At 70.8% G+C, this 11,879-nt stretch carries 19 protein-coding genes; 1 reads left to right on the forward strand and 18 read right to left on the reverse strand.

All coding sequences use genetic code 11. From position 1 onward, the window contains the following. The first annotated feature begins 55 nt into the window (after positions 1–55). The gene (locus AAFN69_RS20880; RefSeq protein WP_347730121.1) at positions 56–454 is read left to right on the forward strand and encodes a hypothetical protein; all 399 of its coding nucleotides are present in this window, start codon (positions 56–58) and stop codon (positions 452–454) included. On the opposite strand, the gene AAFN69_RS20885 is transcribed toward AAFN69_RS20880, so the two are convergent. The 18 genes from AAFN69_RS20885 to AAFN69_RS20970 form a co-directional block, all read right to left on the reverse strand. Next, entirely contained in the window at positions 400–750 is a 351-nt protein-coding gene (locus AAFN69_RS20885) for a hypothetical protein (protein WP_347730122.1), read from the reverse strand. The genes AAFN69_RS20880 and AAFN69_RS20885 overlap by 55 nt on opposite strands. Before the next feature lie 97 nt (positions 751–847). Continuing rightward, entirely contained in the window at positions 848–1,399 is a 552-nt protein-coding gene (locus tag AAFN69_RS20890) for a hypothetical protein (RefSeq protein ID WP_347730123.1), read from the reverse strand. A 2-nt stretch (positions 1,400–1,401) separates the two neighbouring features. Continuing rightward, the gene (locus AAFN69_RS20895; RefSeq protein WP_347730124.1) at positions 1,402–1,593 is read right to left on the reverse strand and encodes a hypothetical protein; all 192 of its coding nucleotides are present in this window, start codon (positions 1,591–1,593) and stop codon (positions 1,402–1,404) included. Beyond that, a complete protein-coding gene (locus AAFN69_RS20900; RefSeq protein WP_347730125.1) occupies positions 1,590–1,991 on the reverse strand; it encodes a hypothetical protein in 402 nt (133 codons plus the stop codon). Before AAFN69_RS20900 ends, AAFN69_RS20895 begins: the two co-directional genes overlap by 4 nt. Next, complete coding sequence (locus AAFN69_RS20905; protein WP_347730126.1) at positions 1,988–2,257, reverse strand: hypothetical protein; 270 nt, start codon at positions 2,255–2,257, stop codon at positions 1,988–1,990. Before AAFN69_RS20905 ends, AAFN69_RS20900 begins: the two co-directional genes overlap by 4 nt. A 14-nt stretch (positions 2,258–2,271) precedes the next feature. After that, complete coding sequence (locus AAFN69_RS20910) at positions 2,272–2,625, reverse strand: hypothetical protein (RefSeq protein ID WP_347730127.1); 354 nt, start codon at positions 2,623–2,625, stop codon at positions 2,272–2,274. Next, on the reverse strand, positions 2,622–3,035 hold the full coding sequence (locus AAFN69_RS20915) for a hypothetical protein (RefSeq protein ID WP_347730128.1): 414 nt from the start codon (positions 3,033–3,035) through the stop codon (positions 2,622–2,624). The genes AAFN69_RS20910 and AAFN69_RS20915 overlap by 4 nt, the downstream gene beginning before the upstream one ends. 2 nt (positions 3,036–3,037) lie before the next feature. Further along, entirely contained in the window at positions 3,038–3,604 is a 567-nt protein-coding gene (locus AAFN69_RS20920; RefSeq protein ID WP_347730129.1) for a hypothetical protein, read from the reverse strand. Then, the gene (locus AAFN69_RS20925; protein ID WP_347730130.1) at positions 3,601–4,653 is read right to left on the reverse strand and encodes a major capsid protein; all 1,053 of its coding nucleotides are present in this window, start codon (positions 4,651–4,653) and stop codon (positions 3,601–3,603) included. The genes AAFN69_RS20920 and AAFN69_RS20925 overlap by 4 nt, the downstream gene beginning before the upstream one ends. Before the next feature lie 13 nt (positions 4,654–4,666). Continuing rightward, a complete protein-coding gene (locus tag AAFN69_RS20930; RefSeq protein ID WP_347730131.1) occupies positions 4,667–5,056 on the reverse strand; it encodes a head decoration protein in 390 nt (129 codons plus the stop codon). Positions 5,057–5,072: 16 nt separating this feature from the next. After that, positions 5,073–5,819: a hypothetical protein gene (locus AAFN69_RS20935; RefSeq protein ID WP_347730132.1), complete on the reverse strand. Its 747-nt coding sequence runs from the start codon at positions 5,817–5,819 to the stop codon at positions 5,073–5,075. A gap of 59 nt (positions 5,820–5,878) precedes the next feature. Further along, the gene (locus tag AAFN69_RS20940; protein ID WP_347730133.1) at positions 5,879–6,685 is read right to left on the reverse strand and encodes a hypothetical protein; all 807 of its coding nucleotides are present in this window, start codon (positions 6,683–6,685) and stop codon (positions 5,879–5,881) included. Then, positions 6,678–8,120, reverse strand: a complete 1,443-nt coding sequence (locus AAFN69_RS20945) for a phage portal protein (protein WP_347730134.1) — start codon at positions 8,118–8,120, stop codon at positions 6,678–6,680. Before AAFN69_RS20945 ends, AAFN69_RS20940 begins: the two co-directional genes overlap by 8 nt. Before the next feature lie 18 nt (positions 8,121–8,138). Next, on the reverse strand, positions 8,139–9,794 hold the full coding sequence (locus AAFN69_RS20950) for a terminase (RefSeq protein ID WP_347730135.1): 1,656 nt from the start codon (positions 9,792–9,794) through the stop codon (positions 8,139–8,141). A gap of 62 nt (positions 9,795–9,856) precedes the next feature. Continuing rightward, complete coding sequence (locus AAFN69_RS20955) at positions 9,857–10,141, reverse strand: hypothetical protein (RefSeq protein WP_347730136.1); 285 nt, start codon at positions 10,139–10,141, stop codon at positions 9,857–9,859. Continuing rightward, positions 10,122–10,559 (reverse strand): hypothetical protein, encoded by a 438-nt coding sequence (locus tag AAFN69_RS20960; RefSeq protein WP_347730137.1) that lies wholly within the window; start codon positions 10,557–10,559, stop codon positions 10,122–10,124. The genes AAFN69_RS20955 and AAFN69_RS20960 overlap by 20 nt, the downstream gene beginning before the upstream one ends. A 64-nt stretch (positions 10,560–10,623) precedes the next feature. Beyond that, complete coding sequence (locus AAFN69_RS20965; RefSeq protein WP_347730138.1) at positions 10,624–10,875, reverse strand: hypothetical protein; 252 nt, start codon at positions 10,873–10,875, stop codon at positions 10,624–10,626. Beyond that, positions 10,875–11,861 carry a hypothetical protein gene (locus AAFN69_RS20970; protein WP_347730139.1) on the reverse strand — a complete coding sequence of 329 codons (987 nt, stop codon included), beginning with the start codon at positions 11,859–11,861 and terminating at the stop codon, positions 10,875–10,877. Before AAFN69_RS20970 ends, AAFN69_RS20965 begins: the two co-directional genes overlap by 1 nt. Positions 11,862–11,879: the final 18 nt, after the last annotated feature.

The following is an 11,879-nucleotide window of genomic DNA, read 5'->3' on the forward strand; positions in this document are numbered from 1 at the left end:
GGGCGGCGACGTCACACGGTCAGGCCGCTGCCGCGTGCGCGCGGGTGCGCTCGCGGTGATCAAGGAGCGCCGCGGCGGTGATGGTCCGGCGCGGCTTGTCCACCCCGGGCCGCGGGAACGCGGTCGGGGGCTTGGACTGATCGTGTTTCTTCAGACCGGAGTTGGCCCGCTGCCAGTTCGCGCCGCGGAGCTCATCGATCTGGATGGCCTGGAGATGTTCGGCCAGGCCCCACAGACCGGTGTGGTCGCCCAGGGCGAGACGGGTGCGGGCCTCACCGGGCAGCTGCCGGATCAGGACCCCGAGCTCACGCCATGTCAGCGCCCCCGGGCGGAAAAGATCACTGAGGCGTACCTGGTAGTACTGCCGCAGGTCCGCCTCAACGGCCTCGCCGTGCTCGCTCAGGAGCCCGACGAGGCGTCCGATTCCCCCGGCACTATCCCGCAGTGCTTCTGATACCCATCGAAGAGCGCCTGTGCCTTGTAACCCTTCAGGCCCATCTTTTCGAAGGCGGGCCACTGGTCGCCCAGGGCGGCACGGATGGTCCCGATGACGGCCTCGGCATCGCCGCCCCGGGCCGCCTTCATCAGCGGCATGACATCGAGATCCTGCGCGTGAGCCAAGCTCCAGCGCTGGCCGCCGTGCTTGATGACCCAGGGGGTGAGAGCCACCTCGGCCTTCACCGCGTCCAGGTCGAAATCGAAAGGCTGGTCGTCGGGCCGCTTGTGAGCGGCGTTCTTCGGCTGTGCCATGGAAAGGGGCTCCGTTCAGAGATGCGGGGCAGGGAAAGGGGGTGTGCGGGGCCGTGCCGTGCACACGCCGTGCGGGCGTGCCGACACGGCCGGAGCGTCACGGGGTGACGGCCTGAGGGTCGTTGGTGATGTCGATGTACAGGGTCTTGTCCGCGGCCGGGTAGATCGTGATCGTCAGCTCATACGCGGTGAGTTCGGAGTCCGACAGGGTCACCTCGGCCACCTCATCCACCTCGCCCTTGGGGATCAGCCGGCGCTTTTTCACCCCGCCGTCGGTGAGCTCCAGGAGGAACGCGCGCGGGTCGGCGGTCGGGACCTTGACCGTGCGGGTGGTGGTGCCGGTCGTGGTCGCGGCCGTCGACCCGGGGTTGACCAGCCCGAAAACGATCAGGTTGTCTTCGAGGCAGGTGATCTTGATCTGGCGCTTGTGCTTGCTGCGGGTGGTCTTGACCAGGATCCCGCCCCACGCGTAGTGGTCGGTGGAGTCCTGATCCCGGGTCTCGGACGCGCCGTCCTCGGACAGAAGGCCGACGGCTTTCCACGCGGCGGCCAGGGCGGTGTCCACATCCGTCGGGGCGGTCGTGCCGACCGGCCCGACATACAGGTCGGCCCCCTCCCACAGACGGGGGTTGGCGGTGTTTCCTGCCATGATCAGTCGCCTTTCTCGGAGCGGCCGGCGGCCGTGGGCTTGGACGCGGTGCGGGCCGGAGCGGGGCCGGCCGCGCGGGCGAACCCGTCGACCAGCAGCTGCCGCGCCTCGTCGTCGGGCACGTCCGCGGTGTCATCGGGCATGTGTGTGGAGCCGTCCGCGAGAGTGCGCGGATAGGCGAAAGTGATTCTCAAAGGGGGGTTCCTCTCAGGGTGATGTCCCAGGTGAACGCGTAGCGCGCCTGGCCGCTGACGGGGTCGGGGAGCCACCCCGGGCCGCCGGTGCGGGGACGGGCCAGGACGGTGGCGCCGAAGGTGCCGCGGGCGGCGCCGAGGATGGCGCGGCACTCGGCCGCGAGCGCGGCGGCGTCCGCCTCGTCGGCGCCCCAGCAGTGCACGTCCAGCCGGGGCCGGTCGTGCACGACCGTCAGCTGAACTCCGGGAAGACGCTCGATCCGTACGAACCGGATGGGACGGGGGTCGGGGACCCGGGTGCCGACCGGTGCGGTGGTGCCGCGGGCGAGGAGCGCGGCCCGCAGGTAGCCGCAGCCGATGGCCACCGCGTCCGGCATGGCCACGGGCGGCGCGCTCATGTGCGGCGCGCGTCCAGGCCCCGCAGGAGCGCCCGCCGGGACTTCTCCGGATCCGCGGTCGCGTAGTCGCCGATCACCGCGCCGCGCACACGGTGCGCCTCGTCGGTCAGATCGGTCCGCATCTGCCCCGCGGCCGGTTCGGCGGCGGCGACGGCGGCGGCGGCTTCGACGTCCCGGGTCGTGGTGTCGATGACGCGCCGCGTCCCCGGAGCGCGCAGGAACGAGGCGATGTTGCGGCGGTTGGGGGTGAGCCGGAATCCGGCCATGGACTGTCTCCTGCCTATCCGTGTACTTCCCGGAGCTGGATTTCGTAGTGGTGCAGTCCGCCCGGCTCGTACTCGGGCCCGGGCGGCCCGGTCACTTCGAACCGGCGGGCGCCCCAGTGCACGCGGTCCCGGCCGTGGACGGTCAGCGGATCCCCGGTCGTGGTCCACGGGTTGCAGATCAGCAGCCATGTGCTGATCTGCGCGTTCCGCTGGTCGGTGTCCTCTGCCGCGGACTCCTGCTGCATCCATCCCCGGACCGGGGCCCGGGCCGATGCCGTCCAGTCCGGGAGCGTGTTGCCGTACGGGTCGGTGCGCGAGCCGGGGCTCTCCACCTCCACCAGATGCGGCAGGAGCCCGTCATCGATCACCGCCGCCACCCGCCGGAGCCGGCCGGGTCGGCCACCCATCCGGGCAGGCCCTGGTCGGCCAGGCCGACCGTGTAGGCGGCATCGGAGTCCGGGTCGGCCTCGGTCGGCTGCAGCTGCTCGATCTCCCCGGCGGTCAGATACAGCCCGCCGTCCTCCCCGAGGGTCTCGGAATACCGGCCGATGGTGCGCTGCCGGTACCCGCCGGGGTTGGCCATGACACGGCGGACCACCGCGATACAGATGGCGCGCAGCGTGTCCGGGTCCGGGCTGAAACCCGCCGGGATCTTGCCCCGCATCAGCGCGGACGCGTCCGTCAGATAGGCAATGGCCTGACCCCGGCGCGGCTCAGTGAGAGTGCCGGCGCGCGCCTCGTACTCCTCGATCGTGGCGAACGCGGCGAACGCGGCCACGGTCACTCCTCGATCAGGTTGCGCGCGGCCAGGACGGCTATCGCGTCGTCCCGGCCCGTCGCCGGATCCAGATCCACGCCCAGGGCCGCGGCGTACTGGCGCCACGCCGCGGCGCCGCTGCCCGGACCGGAGCGCGGCGGCGCCGCCGGTGCGTCCGTACCCGCCACCGCGTCCCCGGGTACGGGCCCGGGTACATCCGCACCCGGCTCCGCACCCGGCTCCGTACCCGGGCCGGAGTACCCGGGGTCCGCCGTACCCGGGCCCGTACCCGGGGCGGGGTCCGGCCCTGTATCCGGGCCGGTCAGGCCGGGTACGTCCGTACCCGGCTCCGTGTACCCGGGCGTACCCGGGCCCGTACCCGGCCCGGAGCCCGCCTTGCCGGGGGCGGAGTCCGCCGTACCCGGGTCCGTGGGCTCGGGTACATCCGTACCCGGCTCCGTACCCGGGTCCGGGTCGGTGGTCCAGGCGTGGGCGCCGATCTGGCGGGCGACCTCGGCCGGGACCGGGTCATCCGGCCCGTACACCCGGCCGCCGATGTGGACGTGGGCGATCAGCCGGCGGCGGGTCATGCGATCACCTGTGCCTTCAGGGTGAGGTTGGGTTCGCGCAGGATCGGGATTCCGACCGCGGCAGCGTGCGTCCAGATCCTGATGGGGTCCTTCGTCTTCCATTGGCCGGCGACGATGCCGGGCTGATCGCCCGGCTGCAGGTCGTAGTCCTCCTCCAGGGATTCGGCCGTGACCCCGAGCAGTGTGGCGCCGAGGTCGGTCGGTGCCTCCGCGGTGCTGGCACCCGGCGGCGGCAGGAAGGCGATCGAGTTCTCGGGCGTGATCCGGGTCGCGACGCCGTCGACCTTGACCTGCGCGTCATAGAGCTCGATCGGAGGCAGACGCATGGACTTCAGGATGGTGTCGATCTGGTCGGCGGTGACCATCGGCAAGTTCGGGCCCGTGGCGAACGGGTACACCTGACGGATGACCTGCTCGCACTGCATCATGTGGGCGAACGCGACCTCGGACATGAGGATGGCCGCCGGCGCCTGGCCGTTGGTGTTCGTGTAGGTGCGCTTCCATGACGCCAGGTCGGCGAGCGGCCGCGCGGTCGCGTAGTTCGTCCACAGGATCGCGGCGACCACCGAATGCGCTCCGGTGCGGCCGAAGTCGACGGTCGTCTTCAGTTCCGGGATGGCCACCGCGGCGTTCACCAGCGCGCCCCCGCGTCCGACTTCGAGACGGGCGGCGATGTTCTCCGCCAGCCGCTTCGCGTCCCGGGCGATGAACGGCAGCGCGTCGGCGTCGTTCATCTTCCGCATCCGGAGGCGGTCGTACTCGTTCAGCGGAATCTTCTCGCTCATGGGCGGGAGTTCGCCCATGATCTTCGCGAGACCTTCCCGGCGGCCGATCTTCGATTCGGCGTCCCAGGAACGGTACGAGGCGGATTCCGCCAGCCCGCCGCCACCCTTCTTGAACTCGAAGGTGATGTCGTTCACCGGCACATTCGGGAGCCACCGGGACAGGGTGAACTTATTCGTCTGCAGATCCCTCAGTGCCTCGCGGATCAGCCCGGTGAGCAATGTCGGCTTGATGAATTGCGTGGAAAGGGTCCAGTCATTTCCCATGGTGCTTTGCCTTTCAGACGAACCGGATGGCCCCGGCGACGTCGGCCTTACCCGCGGCGTCCACGGCGACGGGGAGACGGGATTCCCGAACCTTGCCATGCGTCAGCATGGCGCCGGACGGGTCGAGCGTGTTCACGGCGGGAGCGGCCACAGCCGAGAACAGGAACCCGACGAGCTTTTCCCTGCCGTCCGCCGCCGCGTTGTCGTAGGGGCCGAACTTTCCCCCGGTGGTGATCTGCCCCAGGGCAATGCCCGACTTGAAAAACCCGGACGGGTAATGCGTTGCCGGGGTGAACAGCGACGTGTCGAGCACGACCGTTTCCGTGGAATCGGTGCCGTGCGCGGACCCGAGCCACGACTGGTCATCGGTTCCGAATGTGTCCGTCTTGATACTGAGTTCCATGAGATCCCTTCCTGGATCAGTTCTGGCCGCCGAGGAGTTTCTTGTACATTTCGGCGCCCTCGGCGAGAGTGCCGCCGGTCTCGCGGCGGCGGCCGGCGCCCTGGTTGAATCCGCCGCCCTGGCGCCGCCGGCGCCTGACGCCGGTGTCGGCGCCGTCCTGGCCGTCGTCCCCGTCGCCGGTGTCGGTGCCACTCTTCGCCGCGGCCTTGACAAGGCGGCCCACCAGTTCGGTGATGGCGTCCTCGTCCACCTCGCCGTCGTCGTCCACGTACGTGTTCAGGCGCAGGTCGTCGGCGATGCCCGCCGCGTCGGCGATCTTCCCGGCCGCCGCGGCGAGGAATGTCGAGCGGGCGACACGGACGCCGGCGCGGGTCTTCTCCTCCGCGCGGGCGGCGGCCACTGCCTCGGCCACGCTCTTCTCCGTCTCGCTCATCCCCTCCCGCTTGAGCTTCGCGAGTTCGGCTGCGGAGCCGGCGTTGGCCTTCGCGCGGCGTTCGTGTTTGCGGGCCATCGCCTTGTACTTCTCGGCCTCGGCCTTGTAGTCGGTGGTGTCCTCGTCGCCCTGGCCGTCGTCGTTCCCGCCGTCGTCCTCGTCGTCGTCTCCGCCGTCGTCGTCCTGGTCGTTGTCGCCGTCGTCGTCGGCTGCGCCGAGGACGGGCCAGATGGGGTAGCGGGTGAGCGGGTCCTCGCCGGGGCGGGGCCGGCGCCACCCCACGGCGGTGAGGCCGGTGAGGGGGTGGCGGGGCAGGGTGGTCACGGACATGTAGGTGTCTCCCGTGTCGGGTGAGGGTGTGGGTGGGGGTGCGCCGTGCGGCGCGGTGGTCACGCGGTCTGCGGGATGTCCCCGGGGCCGGTGAAGTTCTGCCGGCGGACGGCCAGTAGGGGGCCGAGTTCGCCGTGTTCGCGGGTGATGATGACGTCCCGGTAGTCCGGGGCCCGGCCGCCCCGGTCGGATTCCCCGAGGTCCCGCGCGATCGCGTCGTGCGCGTCTTTCAGCAGCTGCTCATCGATGACCTGGCCGGGGTCACGGTTTCCCGGCAGCGGTTCGGGGCGGCAGTGGCATCCGGGGTGGATCGGCATTAGATCCGCGACCCGGTAGCGCTGAGTAGAGGCGATGGTGCACAGGGCGCAGCCCCCGGTGCCGGTCATCCGGCGCCGGTAGAACCGCACCCCGCCGCGGCTCATGGACTGACGGGCCGACTGAGTCCGGGCCAGTTGCATATCCGTCTCCGTGATGGACCGCAGCCGGACTTGCCCCTGGGCAATCGCCGCCGGCAGATCGGCCCCGGCCCCGATGGCGGCGCGGACGGTGACGAACGGCCGCCCGTACACCTCCTGCGGCGGGGTGCCGCGGAGCGCCTCGGGCAGCACCACTCCGGCCGCCGGAACGGGCGTGCCGAGCATGTCCGCGACCATGGCGGTGAGGTAGGCGTCGGTGAGCGCGCCCATCTGCGACTGTGCGCCGAGGACCACGGGAAGCACCTGGGCGGTGAACGCCGCGGCGTCCGCGTCACGGTACGCGGCCATGCCCGTGAACGCGGCCTGCACAAATGCCATCAGCCGCTCGCGCAGCAGCTGCGTGAGAGTGGTGTACCGGTCGGTGAGGGCGGCCTGGAATGCCTCAGCCACCGGTGTTCCCGGTGCCCGCCGGGACGCCTGTGCCTGCCCCGGTGGTTCCGGGTGTGGGGAGGACCGCGGCCGCCATGAGGTCCCGCGCGGCCGCAGCCGCGGTGATGCGGCGGACCATGGCCGGGCTTTCGCCCATCTTCTCCGCGATCACTTCGAGCGGGTATCCGACGGAGCCGAGTTTCGTGGCGGCGTCGGCCTTGACGGCAAGGCTGATGTGGGCCGGGTCGGCCCACCGCACCTCGGCCAGGGAGTAGTCCTCGGGCACACCGGCCTGCGCGGCGGCGAGTTCCAGTACCGCCTCCGTGGACTCTCCGAAGGTGGTGATGTGCTCGCGGCATTTGGCCACGTGCAGGATGTCCAGCGCCCCGATGGTGTCCATGCCGATGTTGATCAGGTCGCCGGCGTAGTAGTACGCGGGGGTCTGGGACAGGATCAGGGCGTCTCGCACATCGGAGGCGTGTTCCTTCAGGAAGCCGGTCAGGTCGGTGGCGTCCAGCTGCCCGAACTGGGCGTTCTCTCCCTCGCTCGCCCACACCGCGGACGGGGACGGGATGAACGGCTGTTCCAACAGCTCGATCGCCCCCGTGACCGGGTTGGTCCTTTTGGCGAACTTGTGACCCTTGATCCACTTCTGGCGGAACCCGCTGTACCTGCTGGCGGCCATGCGGTTGAGGACGCCCAGATTGATGCGGTCCTGCACATCCATGACGCCGGCGAACTCCGGCTCGGGCTCCTCGCCCAGGTCGGGCATCCGCGCGAACTCGACCATGGGCATCCGGCGCAGATCATGCGGTTCGCCGTTGTCCCCCGGGCCGATGTACTGCCAGTTGTCCGGGCCCCACGACAGAGCACCCGACCCGACCGGCCTCACCGTCCGGTACGGGTACGACGTGTCGTCGTACAGGATCCGGGCGAACCCGTACCCGCTGATCTCGTCGAATTTCGTCTTGAGGCCCACCCGCGGCTCACCGGTCTCCGGGTCGGTCTCCAGGATGCAGTCCCGGGGGTGTTCCACCGTGATCAGCGGGGAGGGCCGGCCGTTCTCCTCGCGGCGGGTGGGGTGGGGTCCGACCATCATGTAGCCGGTGCCGAGTGACATGGCCAGGCGCCACAGCAGTTTCTGCCGGGAGTCGAGCCGGTTGTGCTGCCACCACCGCATCGCCACATCGTCCGGGTTCCCGTTCGCGTCCAGCACCCCGAGCGCGGTGATCCGGTGCACGGAGGAGTTGGCGATCAGCGCGGCGACGTTCGTGCGTGCCTTGCGCTGAAACTCCATGAACCCTTCCTGCGCGTTCTTCGGGAGCGCGGGCAGCGGCGGCACACCCTTGTAGTAGGACCACCACTGCGCGTGCTGCCCGTTGCGTTTCCGTTTGGCCCGGCCGAGCCTGAGCAGCCAGTAATCGGGGTTGTCGGCCTCGGGTGTCTCATCCAGCACGGCCCCTCCCCTCCCTTCTCAGAATGTGAACCCGGCCATCGGCTCCTCCACCACGGCCACGCCCTGGGCGATGGCGTCCCGCCGGCACTGCCACGCCAGCACCGCGGCGACGGCCGCATCGATCTTGTGCGGGGAGTCGGGGGTGGCCTTCATGATCTGCAGCCCGGACCGGGTCTCACGGCGGCGTGCGTTGCACAGATGCCGGATCAGGACCGCCGACCCGTCCAGCGTGAGTTCCCGCTCCACCAGGGCGGTGTGGAACGCCTTGAGTGTGCGGACGATCAGGACGGCGCGGCCGCCGGTCATCCACCACTCGACCGGGTGCTGACGGCTGGATTTCACCTTGAGCCGCGGCCCGTATGTCGCCTCCCAGTCCGCGATGTGGGACTCCCATTTGGCGGGGTCGGCGTAGAACCCGACGACGTCGTACGTGGCGAACGCGGAGGCGACCTCGGCCAGCACCTCCAGGACCGGAACCGCCCACTTCTCACCCGCTTTGCCGTCCGGTGCCTCCCACACCCGGATGGTGAACAGGAGACCGTCGCTCAGGCGGCACCCGATGAGCGCGGTGGCGTCCGTGATGCCGCGCTCCCGCTTCCGGGAGCCGTCGAAGCCGAGGGTGATGCGGTCACCGGGCTGCGGCCGCGCACCGGAGATGACCGCACGCACTTCCGGCTGCGCCAGCCATGCGTCAGCCGCGTGAGTGATCTGGTTGAGGTAGTCGGCCCGCAGATCCTGGACTTCGTTGGACGTGTCGGCGAAATCGGCGGCCAGGCGGCCGATGGGGGACCAGCCCGGCGCGCACGGCGGGGTGTGCAGTACGCAGCCGTCGGGGTGCCCGGAGGAGCATCCGTACGCGTACCGCAGCCCGGCGATCAGCGACGCCTCGTCGTCCAGGTCCGTCGTCCCGGGCGCCTCGCGGTGGTCCACCAGGATGCCGGTCGCGCGGGAGCGGCCCTCCCGGATCGCCAGGTACGCGGCCGCGGACCGCTCCGCCACCGACTCCTCGCCCGGGGTGTAGGCGTTCGGTGTCTCGATCAGCGACCCGCCGAGCTTGCCCGCGTTGAACCGCAAGGTTTTGGCGAGCCTTGTGCCGCCGTTGCCGTCGCGCCAGGTCTCCGTCTGATCCAGCGACGCGAACACGGCCGGGTCGCCCTTGATCGAGTCGCCGGAGCTGGTGATGGCGGTGATCTCTCCCCGGGGGAGATAGATCACCGTGTCCAGCACCTCCAGGCCGTACTCCCCGGCCAGGGAGCCGCCCTTGGCCATCTCCAGGAGCGGATGCCACGTGTTGGAGGTCTGCGCCTCCGTGGTCGCCGCGATCCTGACTTTCGGGGTGAGGCGGGAGGACCACGGCCGGCCGACGGGTTCCCCGTCCGCGTCCCATCCGTCCGCTACCACATCGGCGCACGCCTCCGCGAGCGCGATCGCCGCCACGAACGGCGACTTCCCCCACCCTCGGGGACGGGACAGGACACCGCGCCGGATGATCCGGTGACCGGTGACCGGATCCAGTTCGTAGTACCCGAGCAGGAACTCGGCCTGCTCGTGTGTCGGCGTGAACGGCGCGTAGTCGTCCCGGCCGGGCTGCGCCAGATAGACGCGCATCCAGTCCAGGACGTACCACCCCAGGGTGGGCCGCTCACCCTCGTACTCAGGACCCCGCCACGGCATCACGCGCCCCCACTCCCGCGCCGGGCCCGCTCACCGCGCGGACCCCGGGCGCCGATGGGGTGCTACGCCCCTCCGCCTCGTTCCTGACCGCCGCCCCCGCCGGCGGGCATCGCCCATCCGCGCGGACGGGCGAGAACAACGCGCCGGATGATCCGGCGCCCGGTGACCGGGTCCGGCTCGAAGTGCGCCAGCAGGAACCGGGTCTGCTCCTCTGTCAGGGCGAACGGCCCGGGCGCGTCCTGGCCGGGCGGGGCGAGGTGCGCCCGCATCCAGTCCAGGACGGACCGCCCCAGGACGGACCGCCCCAGGGCGGGCCGCTCACCGTGCTCAGGACCCCGCGGCGGCATCACGCGCCCCACCCCCGCCCCCGCCGGGCATCATCCGGAGATTCCCGTACACCTCCCGGGCCGTCGGCGCGCCGGAGGCTCCCCGCCCGCCGTCCAGGCCGTCCGCCTCCGCGAACACCATCCGCAGCCGGGCCCGGTCGGCCGGGGTCGCGCCGAACGCCGCCACCCTCAGGCGGAGCTCGGCCGCAACCGTGAGGTCACCGCTCCACAGCCGCGCGTGCACCAGCGCGGTTTCCATCAGAACTTGCCAATCCGTTGTGCCGAAATGCTCCGCCTGCGGAGACTCGGCCCACACGGCCCACCACTCCCGGGTGCGCTCCGGCCATATGTAGTCGACCAGCTCACCGTCCCGCTCGATCCGGAAGTCCGGGAGCTCCGGCGCATCGGCCTGCTCCCACCGGAGAATCGTTTGCGGCACCGTGTCCTTGTTCCGGCGCGCGCGTCTCCCCTCCGGTTTCGGCGCCGGCCCCATACCCGCCATGTCAGATCACCCCTTCCCGGGTCAGGGCCCGGATCCCTCCGGCCGTCACGCTGTGCCCGATCGAGCCGTCGTCGGCGCGGATCGTCCACGGCTCCGTGATCACGTCCCGCCACTCACCACCGCGGCGTACGGAGACGACGATCGAGTCCCCCTCGGTCCGCAGGCCCACGCCCCGTACAAGAGCGGGCCGCCGGAACCACCACAACCCGAGCCGGACCGCGATCCTGCGCAGGGCGGACCGTGTCCCGGCCATCAGCCGGTCACCGGCGGCACACCCGGGCACGGCGCGTACGTGTGCAGCAGTTCCGGAGTACGCCGGGCGGTGTGGCAGCGTGAGCACCTGATCGGGTCACGGAATCCGGGCCCACCGAAGCTGTGCGCCTTGAAAACGTGGTCGAGAATGGCTTGCGGGGCAGCGGGGCACAGGAAGTACGTTCCGGACGACCTCTCCGCGTCGCTCTTGTCGGTTTGGCAGCGGGAGCACCGGAGCGGCGTCCCGGAGAAGCTGTGGCCGTTGAACAGGCGGTCGCTGAAAGCCTGGGCCATGGCCGCCTGGTCTTCCTCCTGATCCTGCGGTACACCGGGGCACGGCATCGCGTACGTGTGGGGGAGCTCCGGAGTGCGCCGGGCGGTGTGGCATCGGGAGCACCGCGCCGGATCGCTGAACCCCGGCTCGCCGAACCGGTGGCCGTTGAACAGACGATCGCGCACCGCCTGCACCATGAGCGGGTGGTCCTCGGCCTCGTCGTACACGTAGTCCTGCGGTACACCGGGGCACGGGGAGTACGTGCTGGCGAGGCGCATCCACCGCGTCTGGTCAACGTGGCAGACAGAGCACCGCATCGGATCGGTGAACCCGGGCCCGCCGAACTGGTGCCCCTGAAAGTGCAGTTCCTCGCGGACGCGGTCGGCCGTGCGCTCACGGGCGCGTGCCTCGCGTGTCTGCGCCTCCACCTGGGACCCGAGGTCTCCGAGGTCCCATTCCACCGCGAGCCGGACCGGGTACCCGTCGGGCCCCACCGGCACTTCGTTCGCGGGGATCTCCACCATCTCAGCGAATGTCAGGACGCCTGCCGCGCCGATCTGTCGTGCGACGGCATTCAGGTCGTCGCGGAGGCGCAGGTGCTGCCCCGCCGCGGTGACGTGGCGGGTGGGGGTGTAGTCGTCCACGACGAGGACGAACGGGGGCCGGTCGTCGTTGTCGCCCTGGGGGAGTTCGAGTATCTGGATTCGGGTCATTGCTGTGTCTCCCGTGTC

This window comes from Streptomyces sp. CAU 1734, assembly GCF_039888735.1.
GTDB lineage: Bacteria > Actinomycetota > Actinomycetes > Streptomycetales > Streptomycetaceae > Streptomyces.